The organism is Streptomyces sp. NBC_00989 (assembly GCF_045162655.1).
Taxonomy (GTDB): Bacteria; Actinomycetota; Actinomycetes; order Streptomycetales; family Streptomycetaceae; genus Streptomyces.
Genome location: NZ_CP108728.1, coordinates 3,632,304 through 3,653,132, shown reverse-complemented (window position 1 = coordinate 3,653,132; position 20,829 = coordinate 3,632,304). Strand labels below are relative to the sequence as shown.

Annotated in this window: 21 protein-coding genes; 15 read left to right on the top strand and 6 right to left on the bottom strand. The window is 69.9% G+C overall.

The genetic code is table 11. From position 1 onward, the window contains the following. Window positions 1–43: 43 nt before the first annotated feature. Entirely contained in the window at window positions 44–1,057 is a 1,014-nt protein-coding gene (locus tag OG714_RS15580; RefSeq protein WP_406121482.1) for a LacI family DNA-binding transcriptional regulator, read from the bottom strand. Between the two features lie 277 nt (window positions 1,058–1,334). On the opposite strand from OG714_RS15580, the gene OG714_RS15575 reads away from it, so the two are divergent. Together OG714_RS15575 and OG714_RS15570 are read left to right on the top strand one after the other, a co-directional pair. Further along, a complete protein-coding gene (locus OG714_RS15575; RefSeq protein ID WP_406121480.1) occupies window positions 1,335–2,144 on the top strand; it encodes a GH12 family glycosyl hydrolase domain-containing protein in 810 nt (269 codons plus the stop codon). Window positions 2,145–2,255: 111 nt separating this feature from the next. Beyond that, a complete protein-coding gene (locus tag OG714_RS15570; RefSeq protein WP_406121478.1) occupies window positions 2,256–4,187 on the top strand; it encodes an acyl-CoA dehydrogenase family protein in 1,932 nt (643 codons plus the stop codon). A gap of 7 nt (window positions 4,188–4,194) precedes the next feature. Here the strand turns inward: OG714_RS15570 and OG714_RS15565 are convergent, their stop codons facing one another. Further along, complete coding sequence (locus OG714_RS15565; protein ID WP_406131833.1) at window positions 4,195–4,644, bottom strand: lamin tail domain-containing protein; 450 nt, start codon at window positions 4,642–4,644, stop codon at window positions 4,195–4,197. Between the two features lie 188 nt (window positions 4,645–4,832). Between OG714_RS15565 and dxr the strand changes: the two genes are divergently transcribed. The 6 genes from dxr to OG714_RS15535 all read left to right on the top strand — a co-directional run bounded on the left by dxr (window position 4,833) and on the right by OG714_RS15535 (window position 13,128). Continuing rightward, window positions 4,833–6,101 (top strand): 1-deoxy-D-xylulose-5-phosphate reductoisomerase, encoded by a 1,269-nt coding sequence (gene dxr / locus OG714_RS15560; RefSeq protein WP_406121477.1) that lies wholly within the window; start codon window positions 4,833–4,835, stop codon window positions 6,099–6,101. A gap of 8 nt (window positions 6,102–6,109) precedes the next feature. Beyond that, window positions 6,110–7,402 (top strand): M50 family metallopeptidase, encoded by a 1,293-nt coding sequence (locus OG714_RS15555; protein ID WP_406131831.1) that lies wholly within the window; start codon window positions 6,110–6,112, stop codon window positions 7,400–7,402. Between the two features lie 168 nt (window positions 7,403–7,570). Continuing rightward, entirely contained in the window at window positions 7,571–8,728 is a 1,158-nt protein-coding gene (gene ispG, locus OG714_RS15550; RefSeq protein WP_019058785.1) for a flavodoxin-dependent (E)-4-hydroxy-3-methylbut-2-enyl-diphosphate synthase, read from the top strand. Between the two features lie 1,099 nt (window positions 8,729–9,827). After that, entirely contained in the window at window positions 9,828–10,676 is an 849-nt protein-coding gene (locus OG714_RS15545; RefSeq protein ID WP_406121475.1) for a GNAT family N-acetyltransferase, read from the top strand. A gap of 111 nt (window positions 10,677–10,787) precedes the next feature. Continuing rightward, window positions 10,788–11,351 (top strand): GNAT family N-acetyltransferase, encoded by a 564-nt coding sequence (locus OG714_RS15540; protein WP_406121473.1) that lies wholly within the window; start codon window positions 10,788–10,790, stop codon window positions 11,349–11,351. A 73-nt stretch (window positions 11,352–11,424) separates the two neighbouring features. Then, complete coding sequence (locus OG714_RS15535) at window positions 11,425–13,128, top strand: proline--tRNA ligase (protein WP_406121472.1); 1,704 nt, start codon at window positions 11,425–11,427, stop codon at window positions 13,126–13,128. A 112-nt stretch (window positions 13,129–13,240) separates the two neighbouring features. Here OG714_RS15535 and OG714_RS15530 read toward each other — a convergent pair whose 3' ends face one another. After that, the gene (locus OG714_RS15530) at window positions 13,241–13,645 is read right to left on the bottom strand and encodes a hypothetical protein (RefSeq protein WP_406121470.1); all 405 of its coding nucleotides are present in this window, start codon (window positions 13,643–13,645) and stop codon (window positions 13,241–13,243) included. Window positions 13,646–13,660: 15 nt separating this feature from the next. Between OG714_RS15530 and OG714_RS15525 the strand changes: the two genes are divergently transcribed. Genes OG714_RS15525 through OG714_RS15510 form a run of 4 tightly spaced genes read left to right on the top strand, consistent with a single transcriptional unit; the run spans window position 13,661 to window position 16,651 of the window. Further along, on the top strand, window positions 13,661–14,632 hold the full coding sequence (locus OG714_RS15525) for an FAD:protein FMN transferase (protein ID WP_406121468.1): 972 nt from the start codon (window positions 13,661–13,663) through the stop codon (window positions 14,630–14,632). Beyond that, complete coding sequence (locus OG714_RS15520) at window positions 14,629–15,210, top strand: ferric reductase-like transmembrane domain-containing protein (RefSeq protein WP_399006539.1); 582 nt, start codon at window positions 14,629–14,631, stop codon at window positions 15,208–15,210. The genes OG714_RS15525 and OG714_RS15520 overlap by 4 nt, the downstream gene beginning before the upstream one ends. Next, window positions 15,207–16,430, top strand: a complete 1,224-nt coding sequence (locus OG714_RS15515) for an NADH-ubiquinone oxidoreductase-F iron-sulfur binding region domain-containing protein (protein WP_406121466.1) — start codon at window positions 15,207–15,209, stop codon at window positions 16,428–16,430. The genes OG714_RS15520 and OG714_RS15515 overlap by 4 nt, the downstream gene beginning before the upstream one ends. A gap of 2 nt (window positions 16,431–16,432) precedes the next feature. Next, window positions 16,433–16,651 carry a ferredoxin gene (locus tag OG714_RS15510; RefSeq protein ID WP_406121464.1) on the top strand — a complete coding sequence of 73 codons (219 nt, stop codon included), beginning with the start codon at window positions 16,433–16,435 and terminating at the stop codon, window positions 16,649–16,651. Window positions 16,652–16,752: 101 nt separating this feature from the next. Here the strand turns inward: OG714_RS15510 and OG714_RS15505 are convergent, their stop codons facing one another. Genes OG714_RS15505 through OG714_RS15495 form a run of 3 tightly spaced genes read right to left on the bottom strand, consistent with a single transcriptional unit; the run spans window position 16,753 to window position 18,680 of the window. Next, complete coding sequence (locus OG714_RS15505) at window positions 16,753–17,643, bottom strand: aminoglycoside phosphotransferase family protein (protein ID WP_406121462.1); 891 nt, start codon at window positions 17,641–17,643, stop codon at window positions 16,753–16,755. A gap of 51 nt (window positions 17,644–17,694) precedes the next feature. Next, entirely contained in the window at window positions 17,695–18,159 is a 465-nt protein-coding gene (locus tag OG714_RS15500) for a ferritin-like domain-containing protein (protein ID WP_406121460.1), read from the bottom strand. Next, complete coding sequence (locus OG714_RS15495; RefSeq protein ID WP_406121459.1) at window positions 18,156–18,680, bottom strand: hypothetical protein; 525 nt, start codon at window positions 18,678–18,680, stop codon at window positions 18,156–18,158. Before OG714_RS15495 ends, OG714_RS15500 begins: the two co-directional genes overlap by 4 nt. A gap of 216 nt (window positions 18,681–18,896) precedes the next feature. On the opposite strand from OG714_RS15495, the gene rimP reads away from it, so the two are divergent. The 3 genes from rimP (at window position 18,897) to OG714_RS15480 (ending at window position 20,791) form a co-directional block, all read left to right on the top strand. Beyond that, a complete protein-coding gene (gene rimP, locus OG714_RS15490; protein WP_406121457.1) occupies window positions 18,897–19,421 on the top strand; it encodes a ribosome maturation factor RimP in 525 nt (174 codons plus the stop codon). 2 nt (window positions 19,422–19,423) lie between these two features. Then, complete coding sequence (gene nusA / locus OG714_RS15485; RefSeq protein WP_406121456.1) at window positions 19,424–20,422, top strand: transcription termination factor NusA; 999 nt, start codon at window positions 19,424–19,426, stop codon at window positions 20,420–20,422. A 90-nt stretch (window positions 20,423–20,512) separates the two neighbouring features. Next, window positions 20,513–20,791 carry a YlxR family protein gene (locus OG714_RS15480; RefSeq protein ID WP_406121454.1) on the top strand — a complete coding sequence of 93 codons (279 nt, stop codon included), beginning with the start codon at window positions 20,513–20,515 and terminating at the stop codon, window positions 20,789–20,791. Window positions 20,792–20,829: the final 38 nt, after the last annotated feature.

The window sequence follows — 20,829 nt, the reverse complement described above, 5'->3', positions numbered from 1 at the left end:
GCCCTGGCGGCAGCACAGGGGTGGAGCTCTGAGGTCGAAAGGGTCAGGAAACGGCGGGTGCCGGTCCCGTACTCGCCCGCATCGTCAACTCCGGTGCGATCAGCACGACTTCGTCGCTGCCGCGGCCGTCCAGCTTGGCCACCAGATGCTCCACGGCGTAACGGCCCATCTCCTGCGCGGGGATGGCGACGGACGTCAGCCGCACCGAGGCCTGGGTGGCGACCTGGTCGGGGCAGACCGCGACCACCGACACGTCCTCCGGCACGGCACGGCCCTGCTGGCGCAGCAGCGCGAGCAGCGGCTCGACCGCCGACTCGTTCTGCACGACGAAGCCCGTGGTGCCGGGGCGCTCGTCGAAGATCCGGGACAGTGTCACGGTCATCGCGTCGTACCCGCCCTCGCACGGCCGGTGCAGCACGCGCAGGCCCAACTCCCGGGCGCGGGACCGGAGTCCGTCGAGGGTGCGCTCGGCGAAACCGGTGTGCCGCTCGTAGACGGCGGGTGCCTCGCCGATGACAGCGATGTCGTGGTGACCGAGTTTGGCGAGGTGCTCGACGCACAGTGCGCCGGTCGCCCCGAAGTCGAGGTCGACGCAGGTCAGTCCGGTGGTGTCGGCGGGGAGGCCGATCAGTACGGAGGGTTGGTCGGTGCCGCGCAGCAACGGCAGCCGCTCGTCGTCGAGTTCGACGTCCATCAGGATCATCGCGTCTGCGAGCCCGCTGCCGGTGACCCGGCGCACCGCGTCGGGACCCTCCTCGCCGGTGAGCAGCAGCACGTCGTAGCCGTGCAGGCGGGCGGTGGTCGCCACGGCGATGGCGATCTCCATCATCACCGGCACGTACATGTCGGTGCGCAGCGGCACCATCAGCGCGATGATGTTCGACCGGCTGCTGGCCAGGGCGCGGGCGCCCGCGTTCGGGTGGTAGCCCAGCTCGCGGATGCTCTGCTCGACCCGCTGCCGGGTGGCTCCGGAGATGGACCGCTTGCCGCTGAGGACATAGCTCACCGTGCTCGCCGAGACTCCGGCGTGCTGGGCGACCTCGGCGAGGGTGACCATCCAGCTCTCCAAGCTTTGTGAAGCGCTTCGACAGTGCGCGTTGCTGACAAGGGCGAGTGAGGGTGGTTCGACATTAGCTTCAGGCGGTGTGGGTGTCCATAGGTTGTCGAAGCGCTTCGACACTTTCTCGGAACACCGGGCTCGACTGTTCGGGAAACCCCGGTCCGGCGAGATTCTCCGCGCCGGTGAGGCAACCTCCGGGCGGGTCGGCGGCCACTGAGAGGTCGTAACGGCCGCTGACGGGTCGTAGACGAACCGTCCCCCGGAAGGACCCCCGATGCAACACCGCAGACCCCGTCTCTCGAAGAAGGCGAAGGTGCTCGCCGTCGCCTCGGTCGCGCTCGCGGCCCTCGCCGGTGTCACCGTCGCCCAGGCGGGTGAGACGAGCAGGAAGTGCGCGGCCGACGACACCGTCACGCTCGGCAAGTACTACGTCAACAACAACCAGTGGGGACGCGACAAGGCCACCGGCAGCCAGTGCGTGTGGGACAACTCCCGGTCGGGGTCGACCATTTCGTGGGGCACGTCCTTCAGCTGGGCCAACAACAGCAAGGGCACCGACGCGGACGTGAAGACGTTCGCCAGTACCGTCCTCGGCTGGCACTGGGGCTGGAAGGTCGACAAGGCCACCACCGGGCTGCCGATCCGCGTCGGTGACCGTAAGCCGGTGAAGACGACCTGGGACTTCTCGCTCAGCGGCAACCCCGGCACGCTCGACGTCGCGTACGACCTGTGGCTGCACTCCAAGAACACCGCGGACTGGGCGGACCAGCCCACCGACGAGATCATGATCTGGCTCAACCGGCAGGGCGGCGCGGGCCCGCTCGGCACCAAGTACGGCAGCGTCAGCCTCGACGGCGCGATGTGGGACATCTACCAGGGCAACATCGGCTGGAACGTGTACTCCTTCGTCCGCCGGACCAACACCACCAAGGCGTCCCTCGACATCGACGACTTCACCCAGGCCCTCGTCCGGCGCAAGCTGCTCAGCAACGACAAGTACGTCTCCGGCATCGAGTCCGGCACCGAGGTCTTCAAGGGCTCGGGGCGGCTTGACACAAAGGCGTACTCCGTCGACATCGGCTGAACGGACGCGCGAAGGGTGGCTGCTTCGCGGTGGATCGGGTACATACGATCGGGTAGCACCCGTCGGTAACCGCCATGGTCCGAGGGCCCGATTCGCGGCGAGGTGAGCCTCATGTCCGCTCCATCCAGCAAACCCACCGTCACCGAGCGAGAAGCCCGGCAGGTGGCGGAAGCGGCCCGGGAACAGGACTGGCGCAAGCCCAGCTTCGCCAAGGAACTGTTCCTCGGCCGCTTCCGGCTCGACCTGATCCACCCCCACCCCCTCCCGGCCGCCGAGGACTCCCGGCGCGGCGAGGAGTTCCTCGCGAAGCTGCGCGTCTTCTGCGAGACGGAGATCGACGCCGCCCGCATCGAACGTGAGGCCCGCATCCCCGACGAGGTCATCAGCGGCCTCAAGGAACTCGGCGCCCTCGGCATGAAGATCGACACCAAGTACGGCGGTCTCGGCCTCACCCAGGTGTACTACAACAAGGCGCTCGCGCTGGCGGGCTCGGCCTGCCCCGCGGTCGGTGTGCTGCTCTCCGCCCACCAGTCGATCGGCGTACCGCAGCCGCTGAAACTGTTCGGCACGGACGAGCAGAAGGCGGAGTTCCTGCCCCGCTGCGCCCGCACCGCCATCAGCGCCTTCCTGCTCACCGAACCGGACGTCGGCTCCGACCCCGCGCGGCTCGCGACGAGCGCGGTGCCGGACGGGGACTCGTACGTCCTCGACGGGGTGAAGCTCTGGACCACCAACGGCGTGATCGCCGACCTCCTGGTCGTGATGGCCCGGGTGCCGAAGAGCGAGGGCCACAAGGGCGGCATCACCGCGTTCGTCGTGGAGACCGACTCGCCCGGCATCACCGTCGAGAACCGCAACGCCTTCATGGGCCTGCGCGGCATCGAGAACGGCGTCACCCGCTTCCACCAGGTCCGGGTGCCCGCCGCCAACCGCATCGGCCCCGAGGGCGCGGGCCTGAAGATCGCCCTCACCACCCTCAACACCGGCCGCCTCTCCCTCCCCGCGTCCTGCGTCGCGGCGGGCAAGTGGTGCCTGAAGATCGCCCGCGAGTGGTCGGCGGCCCGCGAGCAGTGGGGCAGGCCGATCGCCGAGCACGAGGCCGTCGGCGCGAAGATCTCCTTCATCGCGGCGACGACCTTCGCCCTGGAGGCCGTACTCGACCTCTCCTCGCAGATGGCCGACGAGGACCGCAACGACATCCGCATCGAGGGCGCGCTCGCCAAGCTCTTCTCCTCCGAGATGGGCTGGCTGATGGCCGACGAACTGGTCCAGATCCGCGGCGGCCGGGGCTTCGAGACGGCCGAGTCCCTCGCGGCCCGCGGCGAGAAGGCGGTCCCCGCCGAACAGGTCCTGCGCGACCTCCGTATCAACCGCATCTTCGAGGGCTCGACGGAGATCATGCACCTCCTGATCGCCCGCGAGGCCGTCGACGCCCACCTCAAGGTCGCCGGCGACCTCATCGATCCGGACAAGTCCCTCCAGGACAAGGCGAAGGCGGGCGCCAACGCGGGCGTCTTCTACGCCAAGTGGCTCCCGAAGCTGGTCGCGGGCACCGGCCAACTCCCGGGTACCTACGGCGAGTTCCGCCACGGCATCGACCTCTCCCGGCACCTTCGCTACGTCGAACGCGGCGCCCGCAAACTCGCCCGCTCCACCTTCTACGCCATGTCCCGCTGGCAGGGCCGCATGGAGACCAAACAGGGCTTCCTGGGCCGGATCGTCGACATCGGCGCGGAACTCTTCGCGATGAGCGCGGTCTGCGTACGGGCCGAACTCCTGCGCACCCAGGGCGATCACGGCCGCGAGGCCTACCAACTCGCCGACGCCTTCTGTGAACAGTCCCGCATCCGCGTCGAGGAACTCTTCGGCCGACTGTGGACCAACACCGACACGATCGACCACAAGGTCGTCAAGGGCGTCATGGGCGGCGCGTACACGTGGCTGGAGGAAGGCATCGTCGACCCGTCGGGCGACGGACCCTGGATCGCCGACACGACCCCGGGCCCGTCCAAGGCGGACAACCTCCACCGACCGGTCAACTAGCCCTCGTTCAGCAGTACTTGTCGCTCGGATCCCGCGTCGTCCACGAACAGGTGTCGACCTTGCTGCCGTTGGACTTCGTCAGCGTCGCCGTGTCGCTGGTGTTGTTCCAGACATAGGCGGCACGGCCCTGGTACGTGTTCGACGCGGTGTCCGTGCCCTTGCCGGTGTGCACCTTGATGTACTTGCCGGCGCCGATCTTGATGTTCTTGAAGGTGTAGCGGTGGTTGGAGACGTCCTTCAGGATCCAGCCCTTGAGCGAGATCGCCGACCTGCTGGTGTTCTTGATCTGCACCCACTCGCCGTTCAGGCTCGTGTTGGACCGGTTGTCCGAACCCGGGCTGTCGAACCAGACGCGGTAGACCGTGACCCCGCCGGCCGCCTCGGCCGGAGTGCTCAGCAAGGTGCCGGTGAGTATCGCGGCGCCCGCGAGTGCGGGCAGGGCAGCGCGTATCCGCATGGAGAATCCCCCCAGGATGTCGTCCACGCGCCGGTCGTCCACCGGCGCAGGACTGAAGTGTTATCACACGATCTTCACGCCGTATTCACAAAGGGGGATTTCCCTTCAATCACCGACGAGAGCCGATAAGCCACCCGCCCGAGGGAACCGCTGTCCCCCCGACCACGCGTTGCGGCAACAATGGAGGGATGAGCGACAGTCCAGCACCCCTCGCCGACCCACATCTCGTCTACGACCCCGTCGTGGGCGACGGTCCCAAGGCCCTGGTGATCCTCGGGTCCACCGGGTCCATCGGCACCCAGGCCATCGACCTGGTGCTGCGCAACCCGGACCGTTTCAAGGTCACCGCACTCTCCGCGAACGGCGGCCGGGTCGGGCTTCTCGCCGAGCAGGCGTACCAGCTCAGGGTGCGGACGGTCGGGGTCGCCCGCGAGGACGTCGTACCGGCACTGCGCGAGGCGCTCGCCGCGCAGTACGGCGCGGGGGAGCCGCTTCCCGAGATCCTGGCCGGACCGGACGCGGCGACCCAACTCGCCGCCTCCGACTGCCACACCGTGCTGAACGGCATCACCGGGTCCATCGGACTGGCGCCCACCCTCGCCGCCCTGGAGGCGGGCCGCGTCCTCGCGCTCGCCAACAAGGAGTCGCTCATCGTCGGCGGTCCGCTGGTGAAGGCGCTGGCCAAGCCGGGGCAGATCATCCCGGTGGACTCCGAGCACGCGGCGCTGTTCCAGGCCCTCGCGGCCGGTACGCGAGCCGATGTCCGCAAGCTCGTCGTCACCGCGTCCGGCGGCCCCTTCCGGGGTCGTAGCAAAGCCGACTTGGCGCGAGTGACCGTAGAAGAGGCACTCGCGCACCCCACCTGGGCGATGGGCCCGGTGATCACGATCAACTCCGCAACCTTGGTGAACAAGGGGCTGGAGGTGATCGAGGCGCACCTGCTGTACGACATTCCCTTCGATCGCATTGAGGTGGTCGTGCATCCGCAGTCGTATGTCCACTCGATGGTGGAATTCACGGACGGTTCGACACTCGCCCAGGCGACGCCCCCCGACATGCGGGGGCCGATCGCCATCGGGCTCGGCTGGCCCGAGCGGGTCCCGGACGCGGCGCCCGCGTTCGACTGGAGCAAGGCGTCGACGTGGGAGTTCTTCCCGCTCGACACCGACGCGTTCCCGTCGGTCGGGCTCGCCCGGCATGTGGGACAGCTCGCGGGTACGGCCCCGGCGGTGTTCAATGCGGCCAACGAGGAGTGCGTGGAGGCGTTCCGCGCGGGCGCGCTGCCGTTCAACGGAATCATGGAGACGGTGACACGGGTGGTCGAGGAACATGGGACACCGGCCACGGGAACTTCACTCACCGTGTCGGACGTCCTCGAAGCGGAGACCTGGGCACGCGCCCGGGCCCGCGAACTGACAGCGCAGACGACCACGGCGAACGCGGAGGCGCGTGCATGACAGCCCTGATGATGATCCTCGGCATAGTCGTCTTCGCGGTCGGCCTGCTGGTCTCGATCGCCTGGCACGAGCTGGGGCATCTCTCGACGGCGAAGCTCTTCGGCATCCGGGTGCCCCAGTACATGGTGGGCTTCGGCCCGACCATCTGGTCCAAGCGGAAGGGCGACACCGAGTACGGCTTCAAGGCCATCCCGTTCGGCGGCTACATCCGCATGATCGGCATGTTCCCGCCCGGCCCCGACGGCAAGATCGAGTCCCGCTCCACCTCGCCCTGGCGCAGCATGATCGAGGACGCGCGCTCGGCGGCCTTCGAGGAGCTGGAGCCCGGCGACGAGTCCCGCCTGTTCTACACACGCAAGCCCTGGAAACGGGTCATCGTGATGTTCGCGGGCCCCTTCATGAACCTCATCCTCGCGGTGGCGCTCTTCCTCACCGTCCTGATGGGCTTCGGCATCTCGCAGCAGACCAACACGGTCAGCTCGGTCTCCGAGTGCGTCATCGCGCAGAGCCAGAACCGCGACACCTGCAAGAAGTCCGACCCGGCCTCCCCGGCGGCGGCAGCGGGCCTGAAGGCGGGCGACAAGATCGTCAGCTTCAACGGGGTCAGGACCACTGACTGGAACAAACTCTCCGACCTGATCCGCGCCACCCCCGGCAAGACGGTCCCGATCGTCGTCGAGCGCAAGGGCCAGCCCCTCACCCTGCACGCGAAGATCGCGTCGAACCAGGTCGCCAAGAAGGACTCCAGCGGCCAGATCGTCCAGGGCCAGTACGTCACCGCCGGCTTCCTCGGCTTCAGCGCGGCCACCGGCATCGTCCGCCAGGACTTCGGCGACTCGGTCACCTGGATGGGAGACCGCATGGGCGAGGCCGTCGACTCCATCGCGGCCCTCCCCGGCAAGATCCCGGCCCTGTGGAACGCGGCCTTCGACGGCGCCCCCCGCCAGGCCGACTCCCCGATGGGCGTGGTCGGCGCGGCCCGCGTGGGCGGCGAGATCTTCACCCTGGACATCCCGCCCACCCAGCAGTTGGCCATGGCCCTGATGCTGGTGGCGGGCTTCAACCTCTCCCTCTTCCTGTTCAACATGCTCCCGCTGCTCCCGCTCGACGGCGGGCATGTCGCGGGCGCGCTGTGGGAGGCGCTGCGGCGGAACCTGGCGAAGGTGCTCAAGCGCCCGGACCCGGGCCCGTTCGACGTGGCGAAGCTGATGCCGGTGGCTTATGTGGTGGCGGGGATCTTCGTCTGCTTCACGTTGCTGGTCCTCGTGGCGGACGTGGTTAACCCAGTGAAAATCTCCTAGTCACCCCTGGTTCGTGGCGGCCTCGCATCCTTGATGCGGGGCCGTCCTCCATTGAGTGGGTTTACGGCCGGGATGTGCTCGGGCCCGCACGGTTGACGTAATCTCGAAGCCTGGAGCCCGCTGTTCCGGGACCGGGGCCTTGATCCACGACTTGGGGTTGCACAGCAGATGACTGCGATTTCTCTCGGCATTCCGTCCGTTCCGACCCGGCTCGCCGAGCGCCGCAAGAGCCGGCAGATCCAGGTCGGCACCGTGGCGGTGGGCGGCGACGCGCCGGTGTCGGTGCAGTCCATGACGACGACCCGTACGTCGGACATCGGCGCCACGCTTCAGCAGATCGCCGAACTGACCGCGTCCGGCTGCCAGATCGTCCGCGTGGCCTGCCCCACGCAGGACGACGCCGACGCCCTCTCGACGATCGCCCGCAAGTCGCAGATCCCGGTCATCGCGGACATCCACTTCCAGCCGAAGTACGTGTTCGCCGCGATCGAGGCGGGCTGCGCGGCGGTTCGCGTGAACCCCGGCAACATCAAGCAGTTCGACGACAAGGTCAAGGAGATCGCGCGGGCCGCGAAGGACCACGGCACGCCGATCCGCATCGGTGTGAACGCGGGCTCGCTGGACGCTCGCCTGCTGAAGAAGTACGGCAAGGCCACCCCGGAGGCCCTCGCCGAGTCCGCCCTCTGGGAGGCGTCCCTCTTCGAGGAGCACGGCTTCCAGGACATCAAGATCTCGGTCAAGCACAACGACCCGGTCGTGATGGTCGAGGCGTACCGCCAGCTCGCGGCGCAGTGCGACTACCCGCTCCACCTCGGCGTCACCGAGGCGGGCCCCGCCTTCCAGGGCACGATCAAGTCGGCCGTGGCCTTCGGCGCCCTCCTCTCCCAGGGCATCGGCGACACCATCCGCGTCTCCCTCTCCGCGCCGCCGGTCGAGGAGGTCAAGGTCGGCAACCAGATCCTGGAGTCCCTGAACCTCAAGCCCCGCCGCCTGGAGATCGTCTCCTGCCCCTCCTGCGGCCGCGCCCAGGTCGACGTCTACAAGCTGGCCGAGGAGGTCACGGCGGGCCTTGAGGGCATGGAGGTCCCGCTCCGCGTGGCCGTCATGGGCTGCGTGGTGAACGGCCCCGGCGAAGCCCGCGAGGCCGACCTCGGCGTCGCCTCCGGCAACGGCAAGGGCCAGATCTTCGTCAAGGGCGAGGTCATCAAGACGGTGCCCGAGTCGAAGATCGTGGAGACGCTGATCGAGGAGGCGATGAAGATCGCCGAACAGATGGAAGCGGACGGAATCGCCTCCGGCGAGCCTTCGGTGTCGGTTGCGGGTTGAGGGGTCGATCGTCGCGGGTGGGGGGGGCTTGCGGGGGCCGAGGGGTCTGGTTCGGGCTTGAGGAGCTGGGGTGGGCCGAGAGGTTCAGCTCGGGCTGAGGGTCTGGGGTGGGCTGACAGGGCCTGGCGTGGGTTGAAGGTCTGGGGTGGGTCGCAGGTCCTGGGGTGGGTCGCAAGGTTTGGCGCGGCCTGAGGATCTGGGCGGGCTGAAGGCTCTGGCGTGAGCTGAAGATCCCGGGCGGGTTCAGAGGCCTGGCTCGGGCTGAAGATCTGGGGCAGGTTGAGGGGTCTGGTGCAGGTCCAAGGCCAGTGGCGGGCTCAGAGGTTTGGCGCGGCCTGAGGATCTGGGCGGGTTGAAGGGTCCGATGTGAGCTGCAGGGTCTGGCGTGAGCTGAAGATCCATGGCGGGCTCAGAGATCTGGCTCCGGCTGAAGATCTACGGCGGGCTGAAGAGGTCTGCGGCGCGCTGGCAGGTCTCGGGGCTGTATTTGTCGAGGCCTAGGGGCTTTACTCGTCGAGGTTCTGGGGCTTCCCTTGCCGGGAGCCGGGAGCCGGGAGCCGGGAGCCGGGAGCCGGGAGCCGGGAGCCGGGAGCCGGGAGCCGGGGCCCAGCGGCTTGGGTCCGGGGGCCGCACCTGTCGAGGCCCTGAGGCTTCGGCTGTCGAGGTCTCGGGGCCGCTCTTGTCGTTCATGGGGCTTCGCAAGCCGGGGTCCTGAGGCCGCGCTTGTCGGGTCGTGGGGCTTCACGGGCCGAGGCCTGGGGGGTGCACATATCCAGACCTCGGGGCTTCTCTTGCCGAGGGCTTGAGGCTTCGCCTACAGAGGTGCCAGGGTCTCCCTTGGCACGGGCCTGGGCTTCGCCGGTCGGGTTCTCGGGCTTCGCTTGTCGGTACAGGTCGGTACAGGTCGGTACAAACCAGCCCGTCCGGCGCTTGAGGACGAGGCCGTTCAGGCCGAAGCGGGGGGCTGGGGGCGGCAGCCCCCAGAGACGGCGCGCTGGCCCACCCCCGCAAGAGAAGCGAACGGCAACACAACGCGGCACCGCTCAGCTTCCGCAGGTACAGTGCGGAGATCAGCAGACCTTAGGGTGAGGCCTCGCACGTGTTGACCCAGACCACCTCTCGGGTGCTCGAACCGAGCGACCTGGACGCCGCGCTCGCCGTGCTCGACCGCGAGCCGGTCACGAACGCCTTCGTGACCTCGCGGGTGCAGGTCGCGGGCCTCGACCCCTGGCGGCTCGGCGGCGAGATGTGGGGCTGGTACGAGGACGGCATGCTGACGTCCCTCTGCTACGCGGGCGCCAACCTCGTCCCGATCTGCGCGACCCCCAGAGCCGTCCGCGCCTTCGCCGACCGCGCCCGCAGGGCCGGCCGCCGCTGCTCCTCGATCGTCGGCCCCGCCGAGGCGACGGCCCTACTCTGGCGCATCCTCGAACCCAGCTGGGGCCCGGCCCGCGAGGTCCGCGCCCGCCAGCCCCTCATGGTCGCCGACCGCATGCCCACCGACATCGCCGCCGACCCGTACGTCCGCCGTATCCGCAAGGACGAGATGGACACGATCATGCCGGCGTGCGTGGCGATGTTCACCGAGGAGGTGGGCGTCTCCCCGCTGGCCGGCGACGGCGGCCTCCTCTACCAGGCCCGAGTCGCCGAACTCGTAAGCTCCGGGCGCTCGTTCGCCCGCCTCGACGAGTACGGCAAGGTCGTCTTCAAGGCGGAGATCGGCGCCGCGACACCGAAGGCCTGCCAGATCCAGGGCGTCTGGGTGGCCCCCGAGTACCGGGGGATGGGCGTGGCCGCCCCCGCGATGGCAGCGGTCCTGCGCTACGCGCTCGCGGACGTCTCCCCGATGGTCAGCCTCTACGTGAACGACTTCAACACCCCGGCGAGAAGGGCGTACTTGAGGGTCGGCTTCCAAGAGGTCGGCGCCTTCATGAGCGTCCTGTTCTAGAGGCCCTTGGCGGCGCGGGCCGTGACATGTGCGGCTCCGCCGCGTGGGCGCGACCAGCCGCGTACAACCCGCACTCGAACGACAACCGTCACCCCCCTGTACTCTCCCCACATGCGATTTCCCGGTCACGGTCACCGCCACCCCGAAGACGTCGTGATCGGCCCCCTGGACCTCTCGGCCCACGTGGACGAAGCCCTGGCTGTACAGGCACTCGCATTCGGCCTGGGCCAGGACGAGGTAGCGGTACGACGCCAGATCGTCCTGCGCCACATGACCTACCCCGGCGCCCGCGCCCTCGGCGCCACGACCGAAGGCCGCCTCGTCGGATTCGTCTACGGCATGCCCAACAACCGCACCCACTGGTGGTCCACGGTCGTGGAGTCGTACCTCCGGGCCCGCGACCACGACGACTGGCTCGACCACTCCTTCGTGATCACCGAGTTGCACGTCCACCCGCACTACCAGAACCGCGGCGCGGGCCGTTCCCTGATCACCACCATCACGGACGCCGCCACCGAACCCCGCTCGATCCTCTCCGCGATCGACACCGACAGCCCGGCCCGGGGCCTCTACCGCTCCCTCGGCTACGAGGACCTCGCCCGCCAGGTCCTGTTCCCGAGCGCCCCGAAGCCGTACGCCGTCATGGGCGCCCCCTTGCCACTCCGCCGCCGTTAACCGATTTCCACGGGCACAGCACGCCCGGCTAACCTCCTAGCCATCACCCTTTCCCGGCAGGAGTACAGGAACCATGGCGAACGCACCGGTCCAGCGCATGTCCCAGTTGATGGCGAAGACGCTGCGCGACGACCCGGCGGACGCCGAGGTCCTCAGTCACAAACTGCTCGTGCGGGCCGGCTACGTCCGCCGCACCGCGGCCGGCATCTGGTCCTGGCTGCCCCTCGGCAAGAAGGTCCTCTCCAACGTCGAGCGGATCGTGCGTGAGGAGATGGACGCGATCGGCGCCCAGGAGGTGCTGCTCCCCGCGATCCTGCCCCGCGAGCCGTACGAGGCGACCGGCCGCTGGGAGGAGTACGGCCCCGAGCTGTTCCGCCTCCAGGACCGCAAGGGCGGCGACTACCTCCTCGGCCCCACCCACGAGGAGATCTTCACGCTGATCGTGAAGGACCAGGCGTCCTCCTACAAGGACCTGCCGGTCATCCTCTACCAGATCCAGAACAAGTACCGCGACGAGGCCCGCCCCCGCGCCGGCATCCTCCGCGGCCGCGAGTTCCTGATGAAGGACTCGTACTCCTTCGACACGGAGGACGAGGGCCTCGCCAAGTCGTACGCCCTGCACCGCGAGGCCTACCAGAAGGTGTTCGCGCGCCTGGGCCTCGACTACCGCATCTGCGCCGCGACCGCGGGCGCGATGGGCGGCTCCAAGTCGGAGGAGTTCCTCGCCCCGGCCGAGGCAGGCGAGGACACCTTCGCGGACTGCCGGAACTGCGACTTCGCCGCCAACACCGAAGCGATCACATACGAGTTGAAGCCCGTGGACGCCGCCGGCGTGCCCGCGCTCGAAGAGATCCCGACCCCCGACACCCCCACCATCGAGACCCTCGCCGCCCACCTCGGCGTCGAGGCCTCCGCCACCCTGAAGAACCTCCTCGTGAAGGTCGACGGCGAGATCGTCGCCGTAGGAGTCCCCGGTGACCGCGAGGTCGACCTGGGCAAGGTCGAGGCCCATTTCGCCCCCGCCGCAGTGGAGTTGGTGACGGCGGAGGACTTCACCGGCCGTCCCGACCTCGTGCGCGGGTACGTCGGTCCGCAGGGCCTGGGCGAGAAGGTCACGTACATCGCCGACCCGCGCGTGGCCCCCGGCACCTCCTGGATCACCGGCGCCAACAAGGCGGGCACGCACGCGAAGAACGTCGTCGCGGGCCGTGACTTCGAGGTCGGCGAGTACGTCGATGTCGTCGTCGTGCAGGAGGGCGACCCCTGCCCCAAGTGCGGCACCGGCCTCAAGCTGGACCGCGCGATCGAGATCGGCCACATCTTCCAACTCGGCCGCAAGTACGCCGACGCCCTCAAGCTCGACGTCCTCGGCCAGCACGGCAAGCCGGTCCGCGTGACCATGGGCTCCTACGGCATCGGCGTCTCCCGCGCGGTCGCCGCCCTCGCCGAGCAGACCGCCGACGACAAGGGCCTGTGCTGGCCCGCCGAGGTCGCCCCGGCCGACGTGCACGTCGTTGCCGCGGGCAAGGCCCTCCAGACCGAACTCGCCCTGGACGTATCGGAGAAGCTGCGCGCGGCCGGCCTGCGCGTCCTGGTCGACGACCGCGCCGGGGTGTCCCCGGGCGTGAAGTTCACCGACTCGGAGCTGATCGGCGTACCGAAGATCCTCGTCGCGGGCCGCCGCTCCGCCGAGGGTGTCCTGGAGCTGAAGGACCGCAGGACCGGCGAGCGCGAGGAACTGACGGTCGACGAGGCGATCGCGCGCCTCACCGCGTAAGCAAGTACCGCGTAAGCAAGTACCGCGCAAGCGGCGATCAACCGGGGGCTTGTTGAAGCCTCAAGCAATTTAAGATTCCTCTCAGAGAGTTCTGGTGAGGCGTATGGGCGCCTCACAGACTTCTCTCAGGCTGGTCCCCGACCGTAGGACGTGACAGAGCGTCACTGCGGAGGGGAACGGTCATGACAGTCAAGGAGCGTGGGGCCGCTACGGCGGTCCGCAGAGGCAAGCGGCGCATCGCGGCCGCCACGGCGGCGATCACGCTGGCCGCGGCGGCCGGGGTGTTCGCCCTGGTCGGCACGATGCAGTCGGACGCGGAGGCGGACACGACGGCGAGCAGCACCGGCACGACGAGTTCGTCGTCGCCCTCGCCGTCCGCTTCCTCCAACACCTCGTCCACGTCGGACAGTTCGACCTCGTCATCGTCCTCATCCTCCTCATCTTCGTCTTCGTCGTCGGACCTCCAGTCGTCCTCGTCCGGCGTGACGTCGTCCTCCGGCAGCTCCACCGACTCCACGTCGGGAGCGTCGTGATGAGTACACGTACGAGTACCGCGCCCCCGCGCACGACGGCCGCCGCCGACTGGCGTGCTCTCGGAACCAGCGTCCGGCTGGTCGTCACCGACCCGGCCCTGCTGGACTCCTGCAACCTGCTCCTCGCCCGGCACCTCGCCGAGGTCGACGCGGCTTGCAGCAGGTTCCGTACCGACTCCGAACTGGCCGCGCTCGACGCCTCGTTGGGCCGCCCGGTCACCGTGAGCCCGCTGCTCGCCGAGGCGTTGGCGGTCGCGCTGCGCGCCGCCGAGGCGACGGACGGCGCGGTCGACCCGACGGTCGGCTCGGCCATGAACGCCATCGGCTACGACCGCGACTTCACCCTCGTCCAAGAGGACGACCGCCCGATCCGGCTCACCGTGAAGCGCGCCCCGGGCTGGCGCACGATCGACCTGGACCGTACGACGGGCACGGTCACCGTCCCGGCCGGCGTCCGCCTGGACCTCGGTGCCACGGCGAAGGCCTGGGCCGCCGACAAGGCCGCCGCGATGCTCGCCCAAGTGGCCGGCTGCGGAGTCCTGGTGAGCCTGGGCGGCGACACGGCCGTCGCGGGGGAGCCCCCGGCCGGCGGCTGGAACATCCGCGTCCAGGACGTCACCGGTTCCGTCGACGAGACGCCCGCGCACGGCACGTACGCCACGATCGGCCTGCGCTCCGGCGGCCTCGCCACCTCGGGCACGGCAGCCCGCCGCTGGCGCCGAGGCGGCTACGAGCTGCACCACATCGTCGACCCGCGCACCGGCCTCCCCGTCCGCAGCCCTTGGCGCACGGTCTCGGTCGCCGCCGCGACGAGCGCCGACGCCAACGCGGCGAGCACGGCGTCCCTGGTCAAGGGAGCGGGCGCGGAACGCTGGTTGACACGCCTGGGCCTCCCCGCCCGCCTGGTGGCGCAGGACGGCACGGTCGTCACGACCCCCGGCTGGCCCACCCAGCGGGCGGTCACCGCATGAGCTCCGAGATCCTCTGGTACGCCAACCGCGCCACGGGCGCCGTCTGCCTCGTCCTGTTCACGGTCGTGGTCCTGCTCGGCATCGCGGTCCGGCTGCGCACCCGGCTCCCCGGCCTGCCCCGCTTCGGCACGGTGAACCTGCACCGCACCCTCTCCCTCTCCGCGACCGCCTTCCTGGCCCTGCACATCGCGATGGCGGTGATCGACGGATACGTGAACATCACCGTCGTCGACGCGGTCGTCCCCTTCGTCTCCGACTACGAGCCGTTCTGGCTCGGCCTCGGCACGGTCGCCCTCGACCTGATGCTCGCGGTCCTGGTCACCAGCCTCCTCAGGGAACGCATCGGACACCGCACCTGGCGGGCGCTCCACTGGCTCGCGTACGCCTCCTGGCCGGTCGCCCTGATCCACGGCATCGGCATCGGCACGGACACCGGTACCGACTGGATGACCTGGCTGACCGTGTCCTGCGTGGCCGCCGTGGTCGCCGCCTTCGGCATCCGCCTGGCCCACTCCGCCCGCGAGTCCCGCCGCACCCCCGCAGCCCTGCTCCGCACAGCCGAAGGAGCCCGATCGTGACCACGACCACGACCTTCACCGACGTCTACATGTCCCCCCGCCTCCTCGCCCCCGGCGGCACCGCGGCCGACCTCTCCACCCACGAACTCCGCTACGGCCCACTGTCGTACGGAGATTCCGACGGCCTGCTGAGAACCGTCGCCGAATCCGGCCTCACCGGGCGCGGAGGCGCCGCGTTCCCGACGTACCGCAAACTCGTCGCGGTGGCCGACGCGAGCCGCCGCACGGGCCGCGCACCCGTGGTCGTGGCGAACGGCGCGGAGGGTGAACCGGCCAGCCGCAAGGACAAGACACTCCTGCGCCTCTCACCCCATCTCGTCCTGGACGGGCTCCAGTTGGCCGCCCGGGCAGTGGGCGCGGGGGAGGCACACCTGGCCGTGGAGGACGGCGCGTCCTACCTGGAGTCGGCCCTGGCCCAACGCAATGACCCGCTTCCCGTACAGGTCGTCCGCCTCCCCAAACGCTTCCTGTCGGGCCAGGCATCGGCGCTGGCGCAGTACGTCTCGGGCAACGCCCCGCTGCCCCGCCACCAGCACCCGCCGGTCCGCGAACGCGGAGTGCGCAAAGCCCCCACCCTCGTCCAGAACGTGGAAACCCTGGCCCACCTCGCCCTGGTCGCCCGCTACGGCGCCGACTGGTTCCGCACCGCCGGCACGCCCGCCCAGCCGGGCAGCACCCTGTGCACCCTGCACGCGCCGGGCCGCGAAGTCCGGGTGGTGGAAGCCCCGTTCGGCCTCCCCCTGAACCGACTCCTGCCCCTGGACGGAACGTCGGCGGTACTGGTCGGCGGCTACCACGGCACCTGGATCCCGGCCACAGAGGCAGCCCAACGCACGCTCGACGCGGCCGACTTGGGAGCGGGCGTCCTCGCCGCACTCCCGGCAGACCGCTGCGGCGTTGCCGAAACCGCCCGCGTTCTCCGCTACTTGGCCCTGCAATCGGCGGGCCAGTGCGGCCCCTGCCTCAACGGCCTCCCGCGCATTGCCTCCGCCTTCCAGACCCTGGCCACCCCCGGCCCCCAGGCCAACACCCGCCAGGACGTGTCCCGTTGGTCCGGCCTGGTGGAGGGCCGAGGCGCCTGCCACCACCCCGACGGCACGATCCGCCTGGTCCGCAGCGCGCTGACCACCTTCGCCCCTGAACTGGACGCCCACGCAAGGGGCTTGTGCACCGCGAGCGACCCCACCCCCTTGCTCCCGATCCCGAACGAGGCCCACTGACCATGGACCAGAAGACACCCCAGAAGATCGACATCGACTGGACGTCCTGCCAGGGACACGGCCTGTGCGCGGAACTCCTCCCGGACCACATCACCCTGGACGAGTGGGGCTACCCCTTGGTGGACGGGGCGCCAATCCCACCTCGCACGATAAGACGGGCTCGCCGTGCGGCCTCCGACTGCCCGGTCCTGGCCCTGAAACTGACGGCGACTCGAAACTGACGCCAACTGGAGCGCCCCTTTAGGGGCGCGGGGCTGTAGCAATGTGCGGCTCCGCCGCGTGGGCGCGCTCAGCCCCCACGCACCCGCAGAAAACACACGACCTATAGCCACCCGGCAAATTCCAGCAACAACTCGGCATCCCGAGGCCGCCCCACGCGCAGTGCCCGCACCCCGGACTCAACGGCCCGGAACAACGTCCACCCCCGCAACCGCTCCTGATCCACATCCAAGGACTCGGCAAGTCGCTTGATCCGCCGCCGAGTTGTGGACGCCCCCGAAGGCGTGGCGATCAGATCCTCCACCCGATCCCGAACCAACCGAGCCAGATCGAACGCACACTCACCCACGACCGGATCCGGCCCCACCGCAAGCCACGGCATCCGCTCCGCAGCCAGCACCTTGCTCTGCCGAAACGTCCCATGCAGCAACCGAACCTCGGGCGGCGCGGCCAACAAGGACTCCCGGGCCTCCAACGCCGCCGAGACCAACGAGGCGACCTCCGGCCCGCTGCCGCGCATCACCCGCGCCTGCCGCCCCGTCCGCTCGGCCACGGTCTCGAACGCGTGATCACCGGGCGGCTCCACCCACAACCGCCGCAACGTCCCCGCCGCCTCCAGCAACGCCTTCGCCTCGGGCAACGACCGCACCGACACGTCAGGATGCAACCGCTCCAGCACCAGCACACCCTCGGCCCCGAACGGCTCGACGAGCTGCACGGCACCCAGCCCACCCCAGCGGGCGAGCGCGGCACGCTCGCTCTCCGGGCGGGCCCGGCGCGGGGCCAGCTTCAGCACGGCCGGGGCCCCATCGGCCCGCCGTACCAGCACGACCAGACTGCTGCGCCCGCCGGGCACCTGCACCCGTTCGACGGTCAACTCGCGTAGATCAACGGCCTGTCGGGCCACCTCGGGCAGCTTCTCCAACCAGTCGTCACCGCTCGGTGCCGTCTCCCCGAGCGCCCTCACCAGACGCCGCGGCGGTTCGAAAGCCATGCGCGAGTTGTTCCCTTCCTACGGTCCTGCGGTCTTGCAACCCGGTGCGGATCACGCCGTGGGTGTCGCCGAGGCCGTGGGGGTCGCGGCCCGCTCGGCGAGACCAGGGAAGGGTACGCTCCCGCCGCGCCAGCGCACCGCGCGGACCGCCGCTTCCCGCAGCGCCTCCGTCGCCGTACCGCGCACCCCGTCCGTCGAGGCCCGCACGAGATCGGAGTAGACCCCGGCCACCCGCTCCTCCAGCTCCGCGGCGAGTTCCACGGCCGCCGCCGAGTCCGGCACCGGGAACGGCAGCGCGTACGCGGCGGACGCGGCCACGGGCTTGCCGCCCAGGTCCCGCACCTCGCGCACGAGTGCGTCGCGCCGGGCGCGGTGGGCGTCGTAGGCCGCCTTGGCCTCGGTGCGCCGGCCCTCGCGGATGCGCCCGCCGACGACGCCGTAGCCGTACACCGCCGCGTGCTCGGCGGCCAACGCGGCCTGTAGTGCGGTCAGTTCCGCGGCCTTCTCCTCGCTCACTTGGCACCCTCCGTCAGCAGATACGCGTGCGCGGCCCCCGCCGCGGCCACCGAGGCCAGCAGCCGGGCCAGTTCACCGGGCAGGTCGAGCAGCGCCTTGGCCCGCCGGTCGGCGAGGGCCCGCTCGGCGGCGGCCAGCTCGGCGAGGGCGTCGCTCGGCGTCGCGGGTACGGCCGTAGCCGAAGCCGAAGCGGACGGTGAGGCAGTGGCCGTAGCGGATGGTGTCGAGCCGCTGCCGCCGAAGGCCGCCGCGTGCCGTACGACCTCCGCCCGCAGCGGGTCCAGGCGCTCCGCCAGCGTCGGGTGCGCGGCGAGGACCGCGTCGTAGCGCTGGAGGAGGGTGTCGCTGTCGGAGGCCGCACGCGCGCGTGCGTGTTCGGCGGCCGACTCGCTGCCGCCCGTGGTCCCGGAGTCGGCGCCGTCGGTGGAGCAGCCCACCAGGAGGGCGGCTCCGGCGGCCGAGGCGAGCAGGCTCCTTCTGCGCGGTCCCAGAAGGGTGCGCGAGGGTGGGGGGAACGGCACGGCAGATCGTCCTCGGGGGCTCGTACGAACGAAAAGGCGGGCGAAAACATGGGAAGGGCGGCACGCCCGTGATCACGGTACCCGCGCGTATGCCTGACGGTAGTCACCGGCACCGGTCCGTCCGCAGGTGGACGGCAACACACCTCCGGACCGGATACCCTTTGTGCAGACACGCGCCCTACCCACAACAGCACACGCGGCCGAGGAGTCACCCGGATGAGCACGACCCAGAGCGAGAGGCTGCGAGAACTGCTGGAACCGCTCGTCGGCTCCCAGGGACTCGATCTCGAAGAGGTCGCGGTGGACTCGGTGGGACGCAAGCGGGTGCTGCGTGTGGTCGTCGATTCGGATACGGGCGCCGATCTGGACCAGATCGCCGATGTGAGCCGCGCGCTCTCGGCGAAGCTCGACGAGACCGACGCGATGGGCGCGGGCGAGTACACCCTGGAAGTCGGGACCCCCGGTGCCGAGCGCGAGCTCACCGAACACCGTCACTACGTACGTGCCACCGACCGGCTGGTGAAGTTCCAGCTGGCCGAGAGCGGTGAGCTGGTCGCCCGGATCATCGAGGTGGACGACGAGGGCATCGACGTCGAGGTGCCCGGCGTGAAGGGGCGCAAGCCCACCGCCAAGCGGCTCGCCTTCGCGGACGTCGTCAAGGCCCGCGTCCAGGTCGAGTTCAACCGCAAGACCAAGAACGACGACATCGAAGACAACGAAGAGAACGAAGAGGAGGCGTAGCCGTGGACATCGACATGAGTGCCCTGCGGGGCTTGGTGCGGGAGAAGGAGATCTCCTTCAGCCTGTTGGTCGAGGCGATCGAGTCGGCCCTCCTCATCGCCTACCACCGTACGGACGGGAGCCGCCGCCACGCGCGCGTGGAGCTCAACCGGGAGACCGGCCACGTGACGGTGTGGGCGAAGGAGGACCCCGAGGACCTGGAGGAGGGGCAGGAGGCGCGCGAGTTCGACGACACCCCGTCCGACTTCGGCCGGATCGCCGCCACCACCGCCAAGCAGGTCATCCTGCAGCGGCTGCGCGACGCCCAGGACGACGCGACGCTCGGCGAGTACGCGGGCCGCGAGGGCGACATCGTCACCGGCGTGGTCCAGCAGGGCCGCGACCCGAAGAACGTGCTCGTCGACATCGGCAAGCTGGAGGCCATCCTGCCGGTGCAGGAGCAGGTCCCCGGCGAGACGTACCCGCACGGCATGCGCCTGAGGTCGTACGTCGTCCGGGTGGCGAAGGGTGTGCGCGGTCCGTCAGTGACGCTGTCCCGCACGCATCCCAATCTGGTGAAGAAACTGTTCGCCATGGAGGTGCCGGAGATCGCCGACGGGTCGGTGGAGATCGCCGCCATCGCGCGCGAGGCCGGCCACCGTACGAAGATCGCCGTCCGCTCCACCCGCAGCGGTCTGAACGCCAAGGGCGCCTGCATCGGCCCCATGGGCGGCCGGGTGCGCGCGGTGATGGGCGAGCTGAGCGGCGAGAAGATCGACATCGTCGACTGGTCGGACGACCCGGCCGAGATGGTGGCCAACGCGCTCTCCCCGGCGCGGGTCTCCAAGGTCGAGGTGGTGGACCTCGCGGCCCGCTCCGCGCGCGTGACGGTGCCGGACTACCAGCTGTCCCTGGCGATCGGCAAGGAAGGGCAGAATGCCCGACTCGCGGCCCGGCTGACGGGGTGGCGCATCGACATCCGCCCGGACACCGAACAGCCGTCCGACCAGCGCGGGGAATAGATCTCGGCCGCGAGTGGCTTAGATCACGACAACAACCGTTCGATTCTTCCCCCGAAGGGGTGAGGTCGGTGCGGGGAGGTAGACTTAGCAGTGTCTGGCCGGACGCGAGCCCGCGCATGCCCTGAACGCACCTGTGTGGGGTGCCGGGAGCGAGCGGCCAAGAACGAACTGCTGCGCATCGTGGCGGTCGAGGGCGAATGCGCTCCCGATCATCGCGGTACGCTGCCCGGCCGGGGTGCGTATCTGCACCCCGCCCTGGTCTGTCTGGACCTGGCGGTACGCCGCCGGGCGTTCCCACGGGCGCTGCGTGCCCAGGGAGCGCTCGACACAAAGGCGTTGCGCCTCTACGTCGAGCAGGCGACACCGTAAGAGCGAGTCGTACGGAACCTCCGTGCGGCCCGGTATTC